The sequence below is a fragment of the Peribacillus sp. NPDC097895 genome (genome assembly GCF_050277555.1).
Taxonomy (GTDB): Bacteria; Bacillota; Bacilli; order Bacillales; family DSM-1321; genus Peribacillus.
Map to the genome: position 1 here is coordinate 465,746 of NZ_JBNNSH010000002.1, position 19,196 is coordinate 484,941.

The 19,196-nt window shown below is 40.4% G+C and carries 27 protein-coding genes and 1 tRNA gene; 8 read left to right on the top strand and 20 right to left on the bottom strand.

Going from position 1 to position 19,196, the window contains the following annotated elements:
* Positions 1-122: 122 nt before the first annotated feature.
* The 3 genes from ACQKMH_RS13565 to ACQKMH_RS13575 all read right to left on the bottom strand — a co-directional run bounded on the left by ACQKMH_RS13565 (position 123) and on the right by ACQKMH_RS13575 (position 1,423).
* On the bottom strand, positions 123-266 hold the full coding sequence (locus ACQKMH_RS13565) for a hypothetical protein (protein ID WP_427588006.1): 144 nt from the start codon (positions 264-266) through the stop codon (positions 123-125).
* A 12-nt stretch (positions 267-278) separates the two neighbouring features.
* On the bottom strand, positions 279-1,190 hold the full coding sequence (locus tag ACQKMH_RS13570) for a tyrosine-type recombinase/integrase (protein ID WP_427588008.1): 912 nt from the start codon (positions 1,188-1,190) through the stop codon (positions 279-281).
* A gap of 161 nt (positions 1,191-1,351) precedes the next feature.
* A tRNA-Val gene (locus ACQKMH_RS13575) sits at positions 1,352-1,423 on the bottom strand.
* A gap of 216 nt (positions 1,424-1,639) precedes the next feature.
* Here ACQKMH_RS13575 and ACQKMH_RS13580 point away from each other — a divergent pair.
* Positions 1,640-1,861 carry a hypothetical protein gene (locus tag ACQKMH_RS13580; RefSeq protein WP_427588010.1) on the top strand — a complete coding sequence of 74 codons (222 nt, stop codon included), beginning with the start codon at positions 1,640-1,642 and terminating at the stop codon, positions 1,859-1,861.
* A gap of 25 nt (positions 1,862-1,886) precedes the next feature.
* Here ACQKMH_RS13580 and ACQKMH_RS13585 read toward each other — a convergent pair whose 3' ends face one another.
* Positions 1,887-2,444: a phosphatidylglycerophosphatase A family protein gene (locus ACQKMH_RS13585; RefSeq protein WP_427588012.1), complete on the bottom strand. Its 558-nt coding sequence runs from the start codon at positions 2,442-2,444 to the stop codon at positions 1,887-1,889.
* Positions 2,445-2,636: 192 nt separating this feature from the next.
* On the opposite strand from ACQKMH_RS13585, the gene ACQKMH_RS13590 reads away from it, so the two are divergent.
* From ACQKMH_RS13590 to ACQKMH_RS13610, 5 genes are all read left to right on the top strand, one after another.
* Positions 2,637-3,359, top strand: a complete 723-nt coding sequence (locus tag ACQKMH_RS13590; protein WP_427588013.1) for an alpha/beta hydrolase — start codon at positions 2,637-2,639, stop codon at positions 3,357-3,359.
* Positions 3,360-3,446: 87 nt separating this feature from the next.
* Positions 3,447-3,962: a YjcG family protein gene (locus ACQKMH_RS13595; RefSeq protein ID WP_427588014.1), complete on the top strand. Its 516-nt coding sequence runs from the start codon at positions 3,447-3,449 to the stop codon at positions 3,960-3,962.
* A gap of 4 nt (positions 3,963-3,966) precedes the next feature.
* The gene (locus ACQKMH_RS13600) at positions 3,967-4,395 is read left to right on the top strand and encodes a GNAT family N-acetyltransferase (protein ID WP_427588016.1); all 429 of its coding nucleotides are present in this window, start codon (positions 3,967-3,969) and stop codon (positions 4,393-4,395) included.
* Between the two features lie 159 nt (positions 4,396-4,554).
* Positions 4,555-4,818: a hypothetical protein gene (locus ACQKMH_RS13605; protein ID WP_427588017.1), complete on the top strand. Its 264-nt coding sequence runs from the start codon at positions 4,555-4,557 to the stop codon at positions 4,816-4,818.
* A 237-nt stretch (positions 4,819-5,055) separates the two neighbouring features.
* Complete coding sequence (locus tag ACQKMH_RS13610) at positions 5,056-5,544, top strand: spore coat protein (protein WP_427588019.1); 489 nt, start codon at positions 5,056-5,058, stop codon at positions 5,542-5,544.
* A 55-nt stretch (positions 5,545-5,599) separates the two neighbouring features.
* Here the strand turns inward: ACQKMH_RS13610 and ACQKMH_RS13615 are convergent, their stop codons facing one another.
* Positions 5,600-5,896 carry a hypothetical protein gene (locus ACQKMH_RS13615; protein WP_427588020.1) on the bottom strand — a complete coding sequence of 99 codons (297 nt, stop codon included), beginning with the start codon at positions 5,894-5,896 and terminating at the stop codon, positions 5,600-5,602.
* Between the two features lie 151 nt (positions 5,897-6,047).
* Here ACQKMH_RS13615 and ACQKMH_RS13620 point away from each other — a divergent pair, with 151 nt between their 5' ends.
* Entirely contained in the window at positions 6,048-8,321 is a 2,274-nt protein-coding gene (locus tag ACQKMH_RS13620; RefSeq protein WP_427588021.1) for an ATP-dependent helicase, read from the top strand.
* 65 nt (positions 8,322-8,386) lie between these two features.
* Here ACQKMH_RS13620 and ACQKMH_RS13625 read toward each other — a convergent pair whose 3' ends face one another.
* From ACQKMH_RS13625 to mgtE, 12 genes are all read right to left on the bottom strand, one after another.
* The gene (locus tag ACQKMH_RS13625; protein WP_034314458.1) at positions 8,387-8,641 is read right to left on the bottom strand and encodes a stage VI sporulation protein F; all 255 of its coding nucleotides are present in this window, start codon (positions 8,639-8,641) and stop codon (positions 8,387-8,389) included.
* 113 nt (positions 8,642-8,754) lie between these two features.
* The gene (locus tag ACQKMH_RS13630; protein ID WP_427588023.1) at positions 8,755-8,892 is read right to left on the bottom strand and encodes a YjcZ family sporulation protein; all 138 of its coding nucleotides are present in this window, start codon (positions 8,890-8,892) and stop codon (positions 8,755-8,757) included.
* A 101-nt stretch (positions 8,893-8,993) separates the two neighbouring features.
* A complete protein-coding gene (gene spoVAE, locus ACQKMH_RS13635; RefSeq protein WP_057278904.1) occupies positions 8,994-9,350 on the bottom strand; it encodes a stage V sporulation protein AE in 357 nt (118 codons plus the stop codon).
* A 16-nt stretch (positions 9,351-9,366) separates the two neighbouring features.
* Complete coding sequence (gene spoVAD, locus ACQKMH_RS13640; protein ID WP_427588025.1) at positions 9,367-10,392, bottom strand: stage V sporulation protein AD; 1,026 nt, start codon at positions 10,390-10,392, stop codon at positions 9,367-9,369.
* A gap of 3 nt (positions 10,393-10,395) precedes the next feature.
* A complete protein-coding gene (gene spoVAC / locus ACQKMH_RS13645) occupies positions 10,396-10,866 on the bottom strand; it encodes a stage V sporulation protein AC (RefSeq protein ID WP_230157825.1) in 471 nt (156 codons plus the stop codon).
* A gap of 18 nt (positions 10,867-10,884) precedes the next feature.
* Entirely contained in the window at positions 10,885-11,382 is a 498-nt protein-coding gene (locus ACQKMH_RS13650) for a sporulation protein (RefSeq protein WP_427588027.1), read from the bottom strand.
* 116 nt (positions 11,383-11,498) lie between these two features.
* A complete protein-coding gene (locus tag ACQKMH_RS13655) occupies positions 11,499-11,663 on the bottom strand; it encodes a hypothetical protein (protein WP_427588029.1) in 165 nt (54 codons plus the stop codon).
* 63 nt (positions 11,664-11,726) lie between these two features.
* Entirely contained in the window at positions 11,727-12,092 is a 366-nt protein-coding gene (locus tag ACQKMH_RS13660; RefSeq protein ID WP_427588030.1) for a DUF1360 domain-containing protein, read from the bottom strand.
* Between the two features lie 14 nt (positions 12,093-12,106).
* Entirely contained in the window at positions 12,107-12,691 is a 585-nt protein-coding gene (locus tag ACQKMH_RS13665; RefSeq protein ID WP_427588031.1) for a hypothetical protein, read from the bottom strand.
* Between the two features lie 11 nt (positions 12,692-12,702).
* A complete protein-coding gene (locus ACQKMH_RS13670) occupies positions 12,703-13,017 on the bottom strand; it encodes a hypothetical protein (protein WP_427588033.1) in 315 nt (104 codons plus the stop codon).
* A gap of 422 nt (positions 13,018-13,439) precedes the next feature.
* On the bottom strand, positions 13,440-14,213 hold the full coding sequence (gene fabI / locus ACQKMH_RS13675) for an enoyl-ACP reductase FabI (protein ID WP_427588035.1): 774 nt from the start codon (positions 14,211-14,213) through the stop codon (positions 13,440-13,442).
* 131 nt (positions 14,214-14,344) lie between these two features.
* Positions 14,345-15,718 (bottom strand): magnesium transporter, encoded by a 1,374-nt coding sequence (gene mgtE, locus ACQKMH_RS13680; RefSeq protein WP_230157834.1) that lies wholly within the window; start codon positions 15,716-15,718, stop codon positions 14,345-14,347.
* Positions 15,719-15,832: 114 nt separating this feature from the next.
* Between mgtE and prpE the strand changes: the two genes are divergently transcribed.
* Positions 15,833-16,576 (top strand): bis(5'-nucleosyl)-tetraphosphatase PrpE, encoded by a 744-nt coding sequence (gene prpE, locus ACQKMH_RS13685; RefSeq protein ID WP_427588036.1) that lies wholly within the window; start codon positions 15,833-15,835, stop codon positions 16,574-16,576.
* 88 nt (positions 16,577-16,664) lie between these two features.
* On the opposite strand, the gene ACQKMH_RS13690 is transcribed toward prpE, so the two are convergent.
* The 3 genes from ACQKMH_RS13690 to ACQKMH_RS13700 are packed head-to-tail and all read right to left on the bottom strand — an operon-like array spanning position 16,665 to position 19,063.
* On the bottom strand, positions 16,665-17,579 hold the full coding sequence (locus ACQKMH_RS13690; protein ID WP_427588037.1) for an RluA family pseudouridine synthase: 915 nt from the start codon (positions 17,577-17,579) through the stop codon (positions 16,665-16,667).
* 17 nt (positions 17,580-17,596) lie between these two features.
* Positions 17,597-18,391 (bottom strand): NAD kinase, encoded by a 795-nt coding sequence (locus ACQKMH_RS13695; RefSeq protein ID WP_230157844.1) that lies wholly within the window; start codon positions 18,389-18,391, stop codon positions 17,597-17,599.
* A gap of 51 nt (positions 18,392-18,442) precedes the next feature.
* A complete protein-coding gene (locus ACQKMH_RS13700) occupies positions 18,443-19,063 on the bottom strand; it encodes a GTP pyrophosphokinase (protein WP_427588039.1) in 621 nt (206 codons plus the stop codon).
* Positions 19,064-19,196: the final 133 nt, after the last annotated feature.

Here is a 19,196-nt window from a genome sequence, read left to right on the forward strand (position 1 = left end):
GTTGCTCCCATATCGTAATTTTTGTATACTTAAATAAGAGGAGCAATCCTCTGAGTTTTTTGAGGAGTTACTTCTTCCCAGCGACCAAACTTGGAGAAGTAGCTCCTTTTTACGTTTTTCTTCTATTTAATTACTCCTCTGATAGCTTCCAAAGCTTCTGAGTGAACCCGTTTGCTTTCCTCGTTGGCGTCAGTAGAAATAAGAAGTTCAAGAGTTCTTGCTTGCTTCTTGAGCTGGCTCAGTAGTTCTTCCTTTGTCATAACCATTCCAGTTCCTCCTCAGATTCTTAAATCGTTCAAAGGATTAAACCTTTCATTATCCTCAGAAAGCTTGTTTGAAAAGAAATTCAAATAACGCTCAGTGGTGCTTATACTCGAGTGTCGTAAAATCTTCGAGAGAACGCTCACGTCACCCCCATTCTCAATAAACTTTCGAGCAAACGTATGTCGTAATGTATGAGCTGACACCCTCGCTTCTTCAAATTCCATTACAGAGCTCAATCTCTGAAAGAAACATTTGACAGCATTGACCGTTAGCGGTTTGTTCTTTTGATTAATAAAGACATGAGAAGAAAGAGTTCCAAACTTGTTTTCACAATAGCTTTTCCAGTAAGCGAACTCATGAGCGACCTTCTCAGTCATTGGAACAAGCTGCTCCTCTCTTCCCTTTCCAAATACCTTGAGGGAGCCATTATGAAAGTTAATATCATGCCATTTCAAGGAAGCTAACTCTCCAACCCTCAAGCCAGTTCCAAGGAGAACAATAAAAATAGTGTAATTCCTTATAGAGTGGAGGTCGTTCTCTCTTCTCTTGTTCCTCCTGAGATGGGAAAGAATTTGCTTTATCTCCTCGTCAGTGAAACTCTTGATTCTTATATCCTCTTTGACCTTTTTTATTTGCTTCGTAGGATTGCTCTCCAGTAGCTCCTCAGTAATCAAAAAATTAAAGAATGTATTGAATAGCTTTTTCTTGGTGTTTAAACTCGTAGGATTATTCCCTCTTGCATTCTTGCAATGGCTTAGATAACTCTTGAGTATCCTTGGAGTAATTTCCTTCACGTGAGTTATTCCTTCTTCCTCAGTCCAGCTCAGGAAATCACTAAAAAGCATTTTGTAACCACTGAGAGTTGTCTCCCTCAATCCTTCTAATTCCTTATCAGAAATGAACTCTTTGAAAGCAAATCGAATCAACAAAAAAAATCACCTCTCTCTTTTTAAAATCAAAAGAGAAAAGTGATTTGTAGTTTATTATAAGTGAAGTCGTTAGCTTAAAGCTGAGAAGGTCTATACTTGACTACTTCTCAACTCGTAAGCACTAATAGCGCGTAAACCCTTGATACGCCTCGTTCGGATGACCTGTGAGGGATTCGAACCCACGACCCCTTCCCTGTCAAGGAAGTGCTCTCCCACTGAGCTAACAAGTCGTATGTAATGACTAGCTGGTTAATTACTTAAGTACATATTTTATTATAAGTTTTTTTGATAAAAAGTCAACGTATTATATTAATAAAGTTTTAATTTCTTACTTTTATTTTCCTCCTGCCAACGAATCCAAAACAAACGTTCTCTTTTTTACTTGCATACAAAACGTACGTTCGCATATAATAAAAGCAAGTAAGTTAGCAAAGGAGTGACAAGGAATGAAATATATACTTCGTAAACATCTGGAAGAAAACGCTCCATTGGAGATTATTTATCTCTCCGAAAAAGGAAAGATTACGCAACGGAAAATTCAGGTGCTTGAAATATATCCAGGCCATATTCACGCTTTCTGTTTTCTAAGGCAGACAAAAAGAACATTTAAAATGAACAATATCCTTTCTGCCCGCCTCATTAAGGCTAAATATGATAAATCCGGATGAAAATTCGTGATTATTCCATAAAGATTCACCCGATTAACTCTTCTTCTTCCTGAATATCCTTTTCTTGTTCAGTTAGCGATTCTTCTTCATCTCTCAGACGATGAGCTAATCTTGAGGCGGCACTCGCGGCAATACTTGCAACGATATCATCCAGGAAGGTATGCACAATTCCTTCTTGCTTCTTATCAAGTTCGTGAATGACGCCTATTTTATTTTTATCCAAATGGCCAAAGGTCGTTACTGCAATGCTTCCATATCCTAGTACAGCACCAAAAGCAATCGTTTCATCCACTCCGAATAATCCTTCATCAGATTCAACAATGGATTGCAGCGGTTCTGATAGCTTTTTTTGCTCTGCCAGTTTATCCAGCTCCACACCGACTAAAATGGCATGTTGAATTTCCCTCTTCAAAAGGACACGTTCCACGCTTCGGATGCATTCCTCCAATTTTAAATCTGCTTTATATGGGATTTGCAATTCATAAACAATTTTAGCGATGGCCTCCACACTGACACCGCGCTCTATTAATGTAAGTTTAGCCGCCTTTGTTACTTCCCTGCTGTGTACGTGTACATCTGCCATTTATTTCGCCACCTCTTCTATTGTATTATTTTTCTATATCCTTGTATTATACCATCTTATTATCTAAATTTTTAGAAAATATAATGAAAATTTTCTATTCCAAATTCTTGTCACGGGAAAAAGTCGCGCGGCTATGCTAAAATAGCCTAGTAAGTTGTTTTTCATTATTATTTATCATTGAGGTGCGGGAAAATGAGTTTACGCAAAGGCACGATTAAAGAGTACATGTTTAAAAGTGAAGCATTAGCAGAAGAATTGGAACTACTTGTTTACTTGCCAGCTAATTATTCGCCACTGTATAAATACTCGCTCGTCATTGCTCAAGATGGACGTGATTATTTTCAAATGGGCCGAATTGGTCGCGTAGCCGATGAGCTGTTAGGGAACGATGAGATTGAAAATATTATCATTGTCGGCATTCCTTATAAAGACCGCTTTGACCGAAGGCGCAAATATCATCCTGACGGGGAACAGCACATTGCATACATACGCTTTCTTGCCCATGAACTTGTCCCGTTTTTAGATGATGAATTTCCAACCTATCAAATGGGACATGGCAGAGCTTTGATCGGTGACTCTCTTGGTGGTACAGTTTCTTTATTGGCCGCTCTGCAATATCCCCATACATTCGGGAAGTGCATCATGCAATCTCCACTTGCCAATGAAGCCGTAATGGATGCTGTACATAATTTTGAGGATCCGCATCTCCTCGAACTTTACCATGTAATCGGGACTGGGGAAACAGATGTTCCGACTACGGATGGCAATCGGGAAAACTTCATAGACCCTAACAGGAAATTGCATGAATTATTAAACAAAAAAGGATTTCCATGCTTCTATGAAGAATTTGAAGGTAACCATACCTGGAAATATTGGCAGGCGGATTTAAAAAGAGCACTATTGGAAATGTTCTAACATTTTTGAAATCATCTCTTTAGAAATGTTTCAGGAAAACATCTCCAACTAAAATACAACAATTAAAAATATCAGGAGGTTTTATTTATGAAATATGGTGTTGCAATCTTCCCTTCAAAAAAACTTCAGGATTTAGCTAATTCCTATCGAAAAAGATATGATACGAAATATGCTTTCATTCCACCGCATCTAACGCTTAAACCAACGTTTGAAGCGACGGATATGGAAATTTCGTCGATTGCAGATCAATTAAAAGGTATTGCCCAAAAGTGCAGGCCCTTTACGATGAACGTAACGAAAGTGAAGTCTTTCCAACCCGTAAGCAATACCATTTATTTCAAAGTCGAATTATCCGAAGGGCTTCAAGAGCTGCATGATGCACTTAACAATGAGGACTTCATGAAAAGTGAAAGTGAACATGCATTTGTCCCGCATATTACCATCGCTCAAGATTTATCCGATAATGAGCATTCTGATGTTTTAGGCCAATTAAGCATGCTTGATGTCAGCCATGAGGAAGAAGTTAAGCGAATTCACTTGTTATACCAGCTTGAAGACGGTGCTTGGACCGTATATGAAACATTTAGATTAGGAGCTGAATGATTTCGTGTTTGTAAAAATTGCAAAAACCACCCTAGATCATGAAAATGCTTATATGATTAGAAGAAAAGTGTTCGTCCAAGAACAAAACGTTCCTCTTGAAGAAGAGATTGATGAATACGAAGACGTCTCTACCCATTTCGTTTTATATAACGAGCAGGAACAACCAATCGGTGCAGGCCGCTTCAGGGTCATCGATAACATCGGTAAAGTCCAGCGCATTTGTGTACTGTCATCGGGCCGAAAGAGCGGTGCCGGTGCCATGATCATGAACGCTATTGAGGAATACGCAATCCAACAGGAAGTACCTCAATTGAAGCTTGATTCCCAGGTGCATGCGATTCCTTTTTATTCGAAATTAGGGTATGAGATCGTTTCCGATGAATTCATGGATGCTGGCATTCCGCATAAAACGATGATGAAAACCATTTTATGATATAAAAAAGCTGTCCTTTCAGACTTCTGATTGGACAGCTTTTTTTGTTCGTTCATGATCTTAAATTATCGTTTTATAAAAAAAACCATTTCCGTTCAATGGCAATCTTCGCAAAAATACATAGTCTATATATAGAAAGCAAGAAGGAGGGAAAATTTTATGGGTAACAATGAATTTAACCTGGAGGAGTCTCAAAAAAGACTGATGGAACTGCTGGTTTCGAGGACTATGAGAAAACATGGTTTCAAAAAGGGGACTGTCGATCTAACTGAAAGAGAGAGAAACAATCTTAGAGAAACCGTTCGCCATTTACAAGAGCAATCACAAAAAATCATAAACCAAGAAAAGAACATCACGGAACATGATGTTAATCCAGTTACAAATACCATTCACAACAAATTCACTGATTCCAAAGATAAATGACGCACCATATCACCTAATCAAACCTTACTTGCTGGCGAGAAATAAATAAACCAAGACATAGCAGCACTTACATTTCATTCCTAAAGCTCCAGCTTCTTTATCATGCATCCCCCACACACAAATACTTTTTATCTAGGTATTTAAAAAATAGACGAATTAACTGATTTATTCGTCCAACCCGATTACCCATCAAAGCATATTTTAATAGGGAATAAAACCTAAGGAGGAAAAAACAACATGAACCAAAATGTATTTCGTAGCAACTGTAACACACATGAAGACTCTGATAGATCATGGTCGGCTCTAGATTCCGCTTCCAGACATCCCCTTTCAGGATTCTGTAACGACGATGACACACGGATTGATCAAGAGGCAAGACAGGATAATAGGCAATTACAGCTTTCTGAAGAACTTATTTACATTAAAGATTCTTGTAATGTAAATATCACTTCAACAGATGTTAAAGCGGCTCTTTCTCTACAAGCAGCTCTACAAGCAGCAATTGCGGTCATCGTAAGCATTTCCATTGCAGATGCTGATAATGCTGAAAGAATCACTCAACAATTAATCCAATCTTCTAATGTTAAACAAATCACGCGCCAAAAAACAATTGTTGAAAACAGCCGTGATATCGACATTACAACAACTGATGCACAAGTCGCTCTTAACATCCAATTATTACTGCAACTATTGTTAGCTCTAATCGTGGAAGTTGACATTCTATAAGAAATCAACACAAAAAGGACACTTCGCGTGTCCTCTTTTGTTTTTCATTGCAACACTACACAATTTTGTTGAAGTACCTACCTTTTCCAGTCATTTCAGCCGTTATTTCTTCGTTAACTTTCCTGCCGATTTGAATTTTATAGGTGCCATCTCCATCCGTTCTTTCCCGATTATGATATTGAACTTGCTTAAATTCTTCAATGCCTCCCCTTTCTTCTTCCAACACCTGATCAAAACGGATAGGCTGAATGGGTGTCGTCCCATTAACAATTCTTACTTTCTCTGCAGCTTCGACCGTCCGGTTGGCATATTGAATATAATCAAATTGTGCGACAGGTGCTATGTATCCCATCGTAATCCCTCCTTTATTTAAATGGTCACGTTGTCATTTAATTACCCTTCTGGGAACAATAATTAAACATGATTTCCACATTCTTTTTTCTTAATCTTCTGGTATGATGAGTATTGCCGATATTTTTAATAGATTAGAGGTATCCATTTATATGAATCAAGCAAAATCTGGCAATGAAATCGTACATTTACATACCGTTTCAGCTGGTGAGCTGCAGACACTTTTTGAAAAAGGAAAACGTGATCAGCTTTCTTGTATCATTTGTCATAAACCAGTGAAATTTTTTATTGGAATCCATGAGACACCTTATTTTTATCATAGTGACCCATCGCAGGCGCCCTGTGAAATGCCAAATTCCGCACCAATAATTGAGGACAAGCCATTAGAATATAAGGAACAGAATGGGTTTAGGATTCCTACATCACGAACCATTACGGAAACAAAAACCATTACGGAACCTTTCCTAAAAAGCCGGCCCATAACCGGCAATCCGAAATATTCAGATAAACATCATGCCCAGGCACAATTAGAGGAACCATACTTTCAGGAATTATCTTCATCCGGAGTTGTTCTCGATGCAGAGCAACTAAGAGCGGTAATGACGATCGATGGACCAATTCTCGTCCTTTCAGGAGCCGGCAGCGGCAAAACCCGAGTATTGACGGTCCGTACGGCCTATATGCTCACAGTGAAAAAGATTGACCCAAAAAGTATCATGCTTGTAACCTTTACGGCGAAATCTGCAAAGGAAATGCAGCAGCGTCTGCTCGGCTATCCCTATATGACTCCTTCCCTTGTTTCTCAAATTGTTAGCGGGACCTTTCATAGCATCTTTTATAAAATCCTGATTTTTCACGAACCATCCAAATGGCAGCGCGATTTCCTATTGAAGTGGGAGTGGGAAAAAGAAAAGGTATTGAAACAGGCTGGCAGGGAATTGGAACTTGATGATAAGGAATTTGCATATGATCAAGCACTTCAACAAATTGGACTTTGGAAAAACTCATTGGCTTTTCCTGAAGATATTCAACCGATTGACGAGTGGGAGAAATCCTGTTTATTTTTATATAAGAAATATGAAGAGTATAAACTACAAACAGGAAAATATGATTTTGATGATATGCTTGTCGGCTGTTATGTATTTTTAAAAAACCACCCGGAATTTTTAAAGAAATATCAGCAAAGGTTTCAATATTTTTTGGTTGATGAGTTTCAGGATATCAATAAAGTTCAATATGAATTGATAAAACTCCTCTCTGCTGAATCAAAAAATGTTTGTGCGGTTGGAGATGATGACCAATCCATCTATTCCTTCCGGGGAAGCGATCCAAAGTATATTTTGAATTTCAATCATGATTTTCCTCGATCACAAGTTGTAAAGCTAACCGAAAATTACCGCTCTTCTCATGAAATCGTCGCAACTGCGAACCGCTTGATCAAGCGCAACCAGAACCGGATGGAGAAAAAGATGCGGGCACAGCATGATTCTGGGAATCCTCCTGTATTGTTTTATCCTTATGATGAGGAATTGGAAGCAACGATGATCGTATCTGATATCCAAGAAAAAATATCCAAAGGAGCGAACCCTGGGGACTTCGCAGTTTTGTACAGGACACACACGATGTCGCGGGCCATCTTTGAAAGGTTAGCCGCTTCCAACCTGCCATTTGTCATTGAAAAAGATGCGGATTCGTTTTATCAGCGCAGGGTCATTCGCGGCATGCTCGCCTTTATGCGCTTGAGTTTATTTCCCCATGATAGCAAGGCAGCATCCGATGTCCTTTCCGCCTTATTTTTAAAACAAAGTATATTACAGGAGTTAAAAGCGCAGACAATCCTCCAGGACTGTGATTTTATTGATGCATTTGCTTTTGTTAAGACGGGACATGCTTTTCAAGAACGAAAATTAAAAACGATCCCAGGGCTGATCCGCTCATTAAAAATTATGTCGCCGCTCGTAGCTTTAGAAATCATCGAGAAAGATTTAGGATACCAGGAATATGTAAAAAAACGCGGAAATGAAGCGAACCTTGAAAAAGGTTCCGATGACATCCGCGACCTAAAGGTGGCAGCAAATCGTTTTCCTACAGTCGCTGCTTTCCTTGAACATGTCGACCATATGACTGCCATGGTCCAAGAGATAAAACAGCTGTCTAAACATTTTAAGGATGCGATACAGCTTACAACCATACACCGTTCCAAAGGGCTTGAGTATCAAACCGTTTATGTTCTTGCTGCTGTCGACGGCAGCATTCCTCATGATTTCGCACTAGAATCATACCGAAAAGGGGAACTTGCCCCTCTTGAAGAGGAAAGACGATTGCTCTATGTAGCAGCAACCCGGGCAAAACAGGATCTTTACCTTTCGATCTTGCAAACGAGACGTGGACGAACCGCCCATCCATCTCGCTTCTTGAAGCTTTGACCAAGATTGAATGAAGTTTCCCTGCAAATAGGAAAGGCCTGCATAATAGCAGGCCCCTTTGTTTATCATTTTTTATTGATCATATTGGAAATCGTACCGAAATCCAGTTTATTTCCTTCAGCCACGATGGAATGGACGATTTTATCTTCCGTTTCCTTATTGACCGGTTTATTAGCTATTTTTGAAACACGCTTTATAACGTTTCTAACAGTCGTTTCATCCTTGAAATTGGCTCCTTGTAGAGAATTTGCCAATTCTAATACATCCTTCATATTTACGCCCGTTTTACCTTCTATGTTTTTAAAAAAGTTATTATCCATACCTAAGCCCCTCCCTTTTCTGTACCTATCCTATGGCATGATCAGAAAAATGGTGCTAGGCCCTTATAAATAAAAATAAAAGGAATAGGCCTCTTCCGCCTATTCCTTTTATTTTAGCAGAAAGAAGCCCCTACAATGATTAATAGGATAAACAACACAACGATTATCGCGAAAGTAGAGCCTCCTCCGCCATAGCCGCCGCCATAGCCATAACCGCCGCCACAACAACCGTAGCCACCAAAACCAAACATAAAATCACCTCGCTCTCGCTATAGCTTACTGATAACATATGTAGGTCTGGACAAATATGTATAGGCCATGTCCTAGTCCAGGCTGCCTATTTCCGTTGATCTTATCCTTTTGGTCTGAAAACTAAAGCCCCGATAAATCCAAAGATGATAGCTGCAGAGATACCGGAACTCGTAATTTCGAACATACCTGTCAGTACTCCAACAAGACCATGTTTTTCCGATTCCATCATTGCCCCGTTCACTAGCGAGTTCCCAAATGAAACGATTGGTATGGTTGCTCCTGCACCTGCAAAGTCGACAAGTGGTTCATATAGATCAAACCCGCCAAGAACCGCTCCAATTACAACGAACAAGCTTAACGTATGTGCTGGTGTCAGCTTAGCAACATCGAATAGAAGCTGGCCGACTACGCAAATCAAGCCACCGATGACAAAGGCCCAAAAAAACATTGCTAACATCCAAATCTCTCCTTTTTCATGAATTCATCCCATACTCTATGGCCACCGCATGGGCAATGCATGGTATCGTATCTTTTTGTTGGACGGATAGTGGTGACAATAATGCTCCTGTTGCAACAAGCAGAATTTTTTTATATTTACCCTGAATCATTTCATTAAGGATATGGCCATATAAAACCACTGCTGAACATCCAGCGCCACTTCCGCCTGCCAAAACAGGCTGGTCTTTCTTAAAGATCATCAAGCCGCAATCTTTGAATTTTTCCTGATTGATATCTTGGCCCTTTTGCTTTAATAAGTCCATGGCTGTTTCCCTGCCTATTTGTCCTAAATCACCAGTAATGATCAAATCATAATCATCCGGGGTCATTCCCGTATCATTGAAATGTGCAAGAATCGTATCGACGGCTGCCGGAGCCATCGCTCCCCCCATATTGAAGGGATCTTTCAACCCCATGTCAATGACCTTGCCGATAGTGGCTGAAACAATTTGGGGAAATTCCCCTTGCTTGCTTCCATTTGGAGCAACAAGCGCCACTCCTGCACCCGTTATGGTCCATTGAGCTGTAGGAGGTTTTTGTCCTCCATATTCAGTTGGATAGCGGAATTGTTTTTCAACAGCCGCATTATGGCTCGAGGCGCCTGTCAACACATAGTTCGCCCCACCATAATTGGTGATGAAGGCAGCTAGAGCGAGCCCTTCCATTGAAGTGGAACAGGCTCCAAACAAACCGAAATACGGAATGCCGTTGGTTCTAGCTGCTAAACTTGTTGGTGTAATCTGATTGATTAAATCACCCGCCAAGAAAAATTGTACCTGCTCCTTGTCGATCTCACCTTTCTTCAATGCAAGCTCCACCGCTTTCTCCATCAAATGACGATGGGCCTTCTCATATGAATCCTGCCCCATCCACAAATCGTCGTACAGGATATCGAAATCACCCGCGATTTCTCCATTTGCCTCAAATGGACCACCTGTTACCCCTGTCTCCAAAATGACCGGTTTATTGGCGAACATCCATGTTTGTTTTCCCTTTAACATCGCTTAGCCTCCAATCATGAGATAAATCGTTTTAATCAGCGCCACGACAAAGGCTGAAAAAACTCCAAATAAAATCACCGATCCGGCCAATTTAAACATATTGGATCCAACCCCAAGGACAAATCCTTCCGTCCGGTGCTCGATAGCAGCTGATATGACTGCGTTACCGAAGCCTGTAACAGGGACGGCACTCCCTGCCCCACCAAACTGGCCAATGCGGTCGTAAAACCCGAAACCGGTCATTAAAAGGGCCAGAAATACCATGGTTGCAGTTGTTGGACCTCCAGCTGTCTGTTCCGTAAAGTTAAAAAAATAAATATAGAAGTAAGAAATGGCTTGTCCCACTATGCAAAAAATCCCACCTACTAAAAAGGCTTTCAAACAATTTTTCACTATGGGTCTTTTGATTTCATGCTTCCCTTGGAGCTGTTGATAAGCATCCTGCTGGGGTGTCGTTTTCTCCTTGCCACTCATAGTGCAGAACCTCTCTTTCTAAATTAACTCTTTTTGTAGTCCTTCAATTTCCTTGAACTTCTCTCTTGCCTTTTTCTCGGGAACATCTTTTTTCTTGAGCAATTCGTTCAATCTTACAGATTCCAAAAAGATTTTATAGTCGCTCGATACGATAAATTCATACTTAGGAAACTTTTCTTCAAGATTTCCTGTCACAGTCTTTTCAATTTTCTTCATATGAAAACGTTGTAAGTGCTTAACTTTATAAGCGACGATAATTTTTTTTCCATTTTTCACCACAATCACGTCATAAATGGTATCTTCATTAGCAACTGCTTCCTTGACCTTTGAAATCAGACCTTTTTCATCTTCATGATCCATCCCATTAATGATATCCATAGGTTCAGGATTCGTACGTTTAATCAACGCTAAATTCTCTGTTTTTCCGTCCTCCTGACTGCTACAGGCAGTTAGTAAACACAAAGCAACCACAAAAAAAATCAAGCTGCCATAAAAATATCTTCCTTGTCTGAACATAGAATCACATCCTAATTTATCGTTCTAGTATTATTTTCTTGATTAACCGGTTTTTTATGAATGGTAGGATTAGGAAATAAAAGAACCTTTCCTAATTGGAAAGGTTCTTTTTTTACTCAATAGCCTCTATTATTATTATTATAATTATTGTTATAATTATTGTTATAATTATTATTATTATTATTATTATTATTGTTACAGCCACAGTCTTTCTTGATTTTGACCGGCTGATCTTTTTTCATCGGTTTGGCATAAGCCCATGGATTCTGTTTATTATACAATGTATGACTCCTCCTTTACTGTCTCTAACATATTATATGAATGAAGAGACAAGTTGTTTCCAATCATACGCCCATAATTTTGCTAATTGTCACCTCAATGATCGCTCCTACAGCTGCTACGGCAAGGATTAAAATCAGGACATCCCCCAAAAACCAACGATTTAGATAAAGGAAAACCAGAAAAAGACTGACCCAGACACCCACACACCAAAAACAGCTAAGCAATTGTCCGCCCCAGCCAAGCAGGCCCCTTTCTTTGGGCAATAAATATATTTCCACATCTCCTGCTTCATTCTTTTCCTCTATCTCGTTAAAAAAAGGGCGGCGTAGCGGCTCCATGATTTTATCGAAAACGATTAAACGTGTCAGCCTAAAAGAGGCCAAGCCCAATATTAGAAACAAGGTGAACTCATTTTGTGGAAGAAACATTCAAGATTACTCCTTCATTTGGATTCTTCAATTATTTTGGCATCGATAATATCCTGGAGACCGACGAAGCGAATATGGTTTCCTCTTTTTATTTTCACTGATTCCCCCTTCATTCCCAACACATGAAACTTAAGTGTTTCTCCGTTAATAGTCGCCTCACATAATGGCTTTGGATAACCTTGATGATTGGATAATCGGGAAATGATTTCGCGGGAAGATTCTTTTTTCTCCACCTTCTTCCTTCTTTTCTTGACTGGCTTTTCGATTTCCTTTTCTATTTGTTCAGGATGCTCGATTTGTTCAACAGGGGTTTGTTCAGGAACATATTGATTGGTAATTCCCCTAATTGCACTCATCTCTGATTCAATTTCCTTCATCGCATCATATACACCAAATTCACGTTTAACTTCTTCAATTTTTTCTTCTTTATGCTCCGCTTCATTATCCTTTACTTCCTCAAGTTCGGGCTCTGCCGTATTTTGAGATTTGACTTTTTTCGTTCGGAAATCAGTTTGCATATTCCCTCGCATATCGGATATTTTTGCCTGATCCACATATAAGATTGGTTTGGACTCCTTATCGCCATTATTCTCTGACATGAAAATCCCCCTTAATATTTAAGAATATCCACAGACTGCAGCTGTTCGATATTGTATTGAACAACCTTTTTTCCAAATTTATGTCTTATATACAGACTGGATTTTTTTTTTTGTTCCAATTTTCCAAACAGTGTACGACCATTGATGATGAATTTACAAACAGGCTTAGGTGCAAAGGCTGGAAGTCGGGACAATAGCTCCACCAATTCCTCGGCACTATATGACGTGGTGATACTTTTTTCATTCAACTTCAAATTTCTCTTCAGCGTATCGTGTACGGTTTGTTTTCCAACAGCACAAGGCAGATTGATTTTCTTCACGTCCATGATGCCCTCCTCCTTTTTCATTGGCCCAAAATAAGGTTGAAAGCAGGTTTATGCTGATTCTCACCAAACAATGAATATCTGCTCTATGCATCATTTATATGAAATTCAACTTTTTTTATGCTGGAGATGTGGTCCCGCTATAAACATAAGGGCGTCATCCAAGCTCTTATATGTTGGGGATTAATGGAGCAAAGAGGGATGGGTGGATTTCCGTTCTGCTTCTTTGGGAAGATATTGATTTGGTGGTTACTTTTAAAAACCACCAATCAGAATAACAGAGCGAAAGGAGGCTCTTTGGAAGATGACATACTCCAATCCATTTGAGGGATGCAGAACATCAAGACACCATCTTGATGGCCAGAATGACAACAGGGGAAAATCAATAAAAAAAGGGGACCGATAACGGCCCCCTTCTTTTATAGTCATCCAATTACATGATAACCAGAATCCACATGGATATTTTCCCCGGTAATCCCGCGGGACATGTCGCTTAATAAGAATACTGCCGTATCCCCTACTTCTTCAGGAGTCGTCGTACGACGAAGTGGCGCCTCTTCCTCAATCTTCTTCAAGATTGTATTGAAATCACGGACTCCTTTAGCCGATAACGTACGTATCGGGCCGGCTGAAATTGCATTCACTCGAATGTTATCTTTACCAAGATCACTTGATAGATAACGAACATTGGCTTCAAGTGAAGCCTTAGCCACTCCCATTACATTATAATTTGGCATGACTCGTTCACCGCCAAGATAGGTCATCGTGATGATGCTGCCACCGTATGGCATGATTTCTTTTGCCGCTTTAGCTACAGCCGTTAAAGAGAAAGAACTGATGTTATGGGCAAGCAAGAACCCTTCACGACTCGTGTTGACGAAATCACCGTCAAGTTCTTCCTTGTTAGCGAAAGCCACACAATGTGCGACACCATGGATGACTTCCACCTTTTCCTTAATTGTGGCAAAGCACTTCTCGATAGCTTCGTCCTTCGTCACATCACATTGTAAAATGATGGAAGGTTCTCCTTCCAATGTGGAAGATAGTTCTCTCACGCTTTTTTCTGTACGATCTTTTCCATACGTGAATATCAGCTTTGCACCTGCTTTATGTAAGGAACGGGCAACTCCCCAAGCAATACTTCTTTTATTCGCTACACCCATTATGACAAACGTTTTTCCTTCTAATGAAAAAGTCATCGTATGTGACCTCCTATTTTTAATACAAGTTATTAGTACCTGCTACTAAAGACAGTATATCAAATTTCCTTTTATAAAAACACCGTTTTCTGAACTCCTTGGAATATCATTCTTACAAAGGCATACTTCGCTTATAATAAATACCCCATGAATAATGTGGCCAATCCGAAATAAATCAGTATACTGATAAGGTCATTTATGGTTGTAATGAAAGGACCAGAAGCTACGGCTGGGTCAATCTTCATTTTATGCATGAGGAGCGGAACAAGCGATCCGGCGAGTGTGGCAACAATTAACGTTATGAAAATCGAAATTCCGACCAATAATCCAAGCATTAAATCGTTTTGCCAAAAATATACGATAAAAATGATAGCAATTCCACATGTTAGACCAATAATAAGTCCAGTTCCAGCCTCTCGAAGGACCAGTTTCCACTTGCTTTCCTGCTCTAATTCCCCTGTTGCGATTCCTCTGACAGCTACTGCCAATGCTTGTGTTCCTGTATTTCCAGCCATTCCGCCAATCAATGGAATAAAAACGGCAAGAATTGCTTTTTGGCTTAGTGTCTCTTCAAATCGACCAATCAAACTCGCAGTCAACAAGCCTAAAAACAAAAGAATGACCAACCATGGCAGGCGTTTTTTTGCAGCCGAAAATGGACCCTTATCAACGTGGTCGAGATCTGATATACCTGCTAATTTAGAATAATCATCGGATGCTTCTTCGTCCATGACATCAATGATATCATCAACTGTAATGATCCCTAACAAATGATTTTGAAAGTCGACGACAGGTACTGCGAGGAAGTTATAGTCCCTTATTTTCCGGGCCACCTCTTCTTGGTCCTCAGATACAGGAACGGATACTACCCTGTCATCCATTAACTCACTGATTAAAGCCTCTTCATCTGCGATAATCAAGGTCCGGAGTGATAACACACCAAGCAGTTTCTTATCTTGGTCCGTAACAAATACATAATAAATCGTTTCCGCTTGCGGTGCTTCACGCTTTAAAATCTGCATCGCTGAGCGAGCTGTTTCGTTCGCCTCAATAGCTATGAACTCTGTTGTCATTATGCTTCCTGCTGTAGATTCCTCATAGTTCAAAAGCTCCTGGATTTCACTGGCTGCTTCATCATCCATGATCGTTAAGTAGCTAACGGCTTGCTCATCATTGATCTCATTCAAAACGTCTGCAGCATCATCTGCATACATATGGGATAGCATATCGGCTACGTAAGAAGGATTCATTTCAGCAAGCAGGCTTTCGTAATTCTCTTCATCTATTTCAATGTTTTCAAATAGACCAGCCATTTCTTCCGGAGATAAATATTTGTACACAACTGACCGAAATTCATCCGACAGGCTTGTATAAAATTGAGCCTGATCATATGGATGCATTTCCAGGAACTCCGTGCGGAACTGATCTAGGTTTTCCGTTTTAAGTGCGTCAAGTAATAGCTCATAATTCATTTGATTACTATCCCGTTCCTTCAACTCTTCCATAGCTATACACCTCCAATAAAACTTATTTTTTATTTCCTCGTTTATATTTTATTTTTTTAAATAATACTATACTAATACCATAAACATATACAAAACAAACAAAGGGTGTGACAAATGAACATCGATATCATCGGGGACATTCATGGATGTTTCACCGAATTCAAACAGTTGACGGAAAAAATGGGCTATACCTGGGATAGCGGCATACCAGTCCATCCTTCGGGAAGAATCCTTGGCTTTGTAGGAGATTTAACCGATCGCGGTCCAAATTCTCTACAAGTAATCGAGGTTGTCCATGAATTAGTCATTAACCAAAATCTTGCAAGATATGCCCCGGGTAATCATTGCAATAAACTGTATCGCTATTTTTCAGGCAATAAGGTTCAAATCTCACATGGTTTAGAGACTACAGTAGCTGAATATGAATCCCTAAATATTCGCGAGCAGAAGAAGATCCGTAAAAAATTCATGGAGCTGTATGAGCGTTCCCCACTCTATCAACTCATTGATGATGGTCGTTTGATCATTGCCCATGCCGGGATCCGCAGTGATTATATTGGTCAATATGGCAGTAAGGTAAAAACCTTTGTCCTTTACGGTGATATCAATGGCTCCAAACATCCAGACGGGTCTCCGGTCAGGAAGGACTGGGCTCAATCCCACAAAGGGGAAACATGGATCGTGTATGGACATACACCAGTCCCTGAAGCAAGACGAGTCAATCATACATACAATATTGACACTGGCTGCGTTTTCGGTGGAAAACTAACGGCTGTCCGTTATCCTGAATTGGATATTCAAGAGGTGCCATCAACTATGCCATATTTAGCGGAAAAATTCAGGACTTCTTTTGATTAACCAAAAAAACTCGCCAGCTTGGTGAGTTTTTTTGCGTCTATCGATTATTCATAGTCTTTCTTTCGATTTAAGCAGCCTTGTTTTATTGTCAGGAATCCCAGCCTTTGCTGCTCTCGAGCAATCGGGTCATATCTTCAGGTAACTCTTCTTGAAACAACATCATTTCCTTCGTGAGAGGATGTAAAAACTTCAATTCAAAACAATGAAGGGCTTGGCGAGGGATTCCTCTCCTGTTCCCTCCATATAAATCATCACCAGCCAGCGGGTGCCCAATATGAGCCATATGGACCCTAATTTGATGGGTCCGCCCTGTTTGGAGTTCCAACTTGAGAAAGGTAAGCGTGTCAGTGTGTGCCAATACCTCATATAAAGTACAGGCATACCGGCCATCCTCCCGAACTTCCCGCTCAATGATGCTGGTCGATTTCCGTCCGATTGGCGCAACTACCTCTCCCTTTGGTCCTTCAACAAGGCCTTCGGCAATTGCTTGGTATCTCCGTTTAACTTGTCCTGATTTTTGTTGTTCACTTAAAAGGTGATGGATATGCCGGTGCTTGGCAATTAAAACCAAACCTGATGTATCGCGATCAAGCCTTGTAACAATATGAATCGTTGCCTGTATTCCCATCTTCTTATAATAACCCGCCAAGCCATTAGCAAGACTGCCGTTCGGATGTTCCCTGGAAGGAATGGTATTCATGGAAGGCGGTTTGGCCACCACCAATACAAATTCATCTTCATACCTGACATTCAGTGGGATGGGTTCCGGCAAAAGGCCCTCGCTTGACTGCTCCGGCGGAAAAATGATAGTGACGATGTCGCCCGTTTCAATCCGTTCCCGGACAGTGACGATGTCGTCGTTTACCATGATATGCCCGCCTTTAAACTTAATATCCGTTAATGCACGTTTTGAAATATCGCATTTGCTGAGAAAATCTCGCAATAAAGAGCCGGAATCCTCTTCAAAAACCGACCAGGTCAAAGAGAAGTTTTGATTTGGCATGAGGTAAGTCTATCTCCTTAGTTAGCAATAAATGAATCATGTACCCTTTTCCAGAAAGGGAACGGGCGGAATCTGGCAAAACGGATCTTTTCATCTGCCACACGGCACTGTATCGACTTTACATCTTCTTGAAGAAGGGTTAGATGATCAATCGTAATTTGGAAATTGACCGCATTGACAGGCCGGAACATACATGTATGATGTGCCGGAAGCAAAAGTGGTGATCCGACTGTCCTGAACACCCGGTTATTAATGGATGCCAATTCCGTGATCTGGATTGCATCGATTGATGGGTGGACGATGGCTCCGCCAAGAGCCTTATTATAAGCCGTGCTTCCAGATGGCGTCGCAATGCATAAACCATCTCCTCGGAACGTCTCGAAATGTTGACCGCGTATTTCGACATCCATGACGAGCGTCCCCTCAACACTTTTTACGGTTGATTCATTCAATGCCAAAAATCTGGTTTCACGTCCTCCATGCTGATATCGGACGATTGTTTCGAGCAGTGGATATTCAACAATTTGAAATGGCGTCTTTGCTAAAGCTATGACCAATTTTTCAATTTCTTCTGGGGTCCAATCCGCATAAAAACCTAGATGACCCGTATGTACACCAACAAAGGCCGTTTTGTCTAAACGATTCTTATAACGGTGAAATGCATATAATAATGTACCATCACCACCAACCGAAATGACAATATCAGGCTGATCTTCGTCATATTCCAACTGAAAGTCCTGAAGATACGTCCGCATCCTTTGCATTAAAGTATTCGATTTCGCATCCCCTTTTGACGTAATCGCAAATTTCATGTAATCCCACCCCTTACCATTAGATTTCTTCTTGTTTACCCTTTAATGGGTTTAAGAGTCTTTCTTCCTTGAAAAAAGACGCTGCGCTTCCTGGATTTCCGTACGGATTTGTGACATTTCTGCATCAAGCAGAAATGCAGCTTCCGCCGCACGTTTCAGCCGCAATTGTATATCTTCCGGGAAAATGCCTTTATATTTATAACTTAACGAATGTTCAATCGTTGCCCAAAAATTCATCGCAAGTGTTCTGATTTGAATTTCAGCAAGTATATTTTTTTCGCCATGTATTGTCTGGACCGGGTAGCGGATGACAACGTGATAAGAACGGTAGCCGCTTGCTTTCTTATGAGAAATATAATTCCTCTCCTCGACTATATCGAAGTCATTGCGCCCCCGTAAAAGTTCAACTACCTGTTTGATATCATCCACGAACTGGCACATCATGCGAAGGCCTGCAATATCCTGAATTTCAGTTCCCAATTTATCAATGGGAATATCCTTTTGACTGGCCTTATCCAAAATGCTGACAATCGGCTTTACCCTGCCTGTTACAAATTCGATGGGTGAGTGAATATTCTCTCTCTCAAACTGTTTCCTTAATCCCTTTAGCTTAACCTTTAATTCTTCGACAGCCTGAGTATAAGGCGCCAAGAAATCGTCCCAATTCTCCATTGCCACACCACCTATATCTATCTAAAAAGCGTCTGTTCAACTATGGTATGGGCAGAACGCTCTCCCTTATCCAGCGGTCCTAAAACACACTGCCTCACTTCTTGATCCTCTAAAATCTTTCACTAATAAAAAT

Coding starts and splice junctions, on each gene's coding strand:
- ACQKMH_RS13565 (WP_427588006.1), bottom strand. CDS start 266: ATGGTTATGACAAAGGAAGAACTACTGAGCCAGCTCAAGAAGCAAGCA.
- ACQKMH_RS13580 (WP_427588010.1), top strand. CDS start 1,640: ATGAAATATATACTTCGTAAACATCTGGAAGAAAACGCTCCATTGGAG.
- ACQKMH_RS13585 (WP_427588012.1), bottom strand. CDS start 2,444: ATGGCAGATGTACACGTACACAGCAGGGAAGTAACAAAGGCGGCTAAA.
- ACQKMH_RS13590 (WP_427588013.1), top strand. CDS start 2,637: ATGAGTTTACGCAAAGGCACGATTAAAGAGTACATGTTTAAAAGTGAA.
- ACQKMH_RS13595 (WP_427588014.1), top strand. CDS start 3,447: ATGAAATATGGTGTTGCAATCTTCCCTTCAAAAAAACTTCAGGATTTA.
- ACQKMH_RS13605 (WP_427588017.1), top strand. CDS start 4,555: ATGGGTAACAATGAATTTAACCTGGAGGAGTCTCAAAAAAGACTGATG.
- ACQKMH_RS13610 (WP_427588019.1), top strand. CDS start 5,056: ATGAACCAAAATGTATTTCGTAGCAACTGTAACACACATGAAGACTCT.
- ACQKMH_RS13615 (WP_427588020.1), bottom strand. CDS start 5,896: ATGGGATACATAGCACCTGTCGCACAATTTGATTATATTCAATATGCC.
- ACQKMH_RS13620 (WP_427588021.1), top strand. CDS start 6,048: ATGAATCAAGCAAAATCTGGCAATGAAATCGTACATTTACATACCGTT.
- ACQKMH_RS13625 (WP_034314458.1), bottom strand. CDS start 8,641: ATGGATAATAACTTTTTTAAAAACATAGAAGGTAAAACGGGCGTAAAT.
- ACQKMH_RS13630 (WP_427588023.1), bottom strand. CDS start 8,892: ATGTTTGGTTTTGGTGGCTACGGTTGTTGTGGCGGCGGTTATGGCTAT.
- spoVAE (WP_057278904.1), bottom strand. CDS start 9,350: ATGTTAGCAATGTTTTTTTGGGCCTTTGTCATCGGTGGCTTGATTTGC.
- spoVAD (WP_427588025.1), bottom strand. CDS start 10,392: ATGTTAAAGGGAAAACAAACATGGATGTTCGCCAATAAACCGGTCATT.
- spoVAC (WP_230157825.1), bottom strand. CDS start 10,866: ATGAGTGGCAAGGAGAAAACGACACCCCAGCAGGATGCTTATCAACAG.
- ACQKMH_RS13650 (WP_427588027.1), bottom strand. CDS start 11,382: ATGTTCAGACAAGGAAGATATTTTTATGGCAGCTTGATTTTTTTTGTG.
- ACQKMH_RS13660 (WP_427588030.1), bottom strand. CDS start 12,092: ATGTTTCTTCCACAAAATGAGTTCACCTTGTTTCTAATATTGGGCTTG.
- ACQKMH_RS13665 (WP_427588031.1), bottom strand. CDS start 12,691: ATGTCAGAGAATAATGGCGATAAGGAGTCCAAACCAATCTTATATGTG.
- ACQKMH_RS13670 (WP_427588033.1), bottom strand. CDS start 13,017: ATGGACGTGAAGAAAATCAATCTGCCTTGTGCTGTTGGAAAACAAACC.
- fabI (WP_427588035.1), bottom strand. CDS start 14,213: ATGACTTTTTCATTAGAAGGAAAAACGTTTGTCATAATGGGTGTAGCG.
- mgtE (WP_230157834.1), bottom strand. CDS start 15,718: ATGGAAGAGTTGAAGGAACGGGATAGTAATCAAATGAATTATGAGCTA.
- prpE (WP_427588036.1), top strand. CDS start 15,833: ATGAACATCGATATCATCGGGGACATTCATGGATGTTTCACCGAATTC.
- ACQKMH_RS13690 (WP_427588037.1), bottom strand. CDS start 17,579: ATGCCAAATCAAAACTTCTCTTTGACCTGGTCGGTTTTTGAAGAGGAT.
- ACQKMH_RS13695 (WP_230157844.1), bottom strand. CDS start 18,391: ATGAAATTTGCGATTACGTCAAAAGGGGATGCGAAATCGAATACTTTA.
- ACQKMH_RS13700 (WP_427588039.1), bottom strand. CDS start 19,063: ATGGAGAATTGGGACGATTTCTTGGCGCCTTATACTCAGGCTGTCGAA.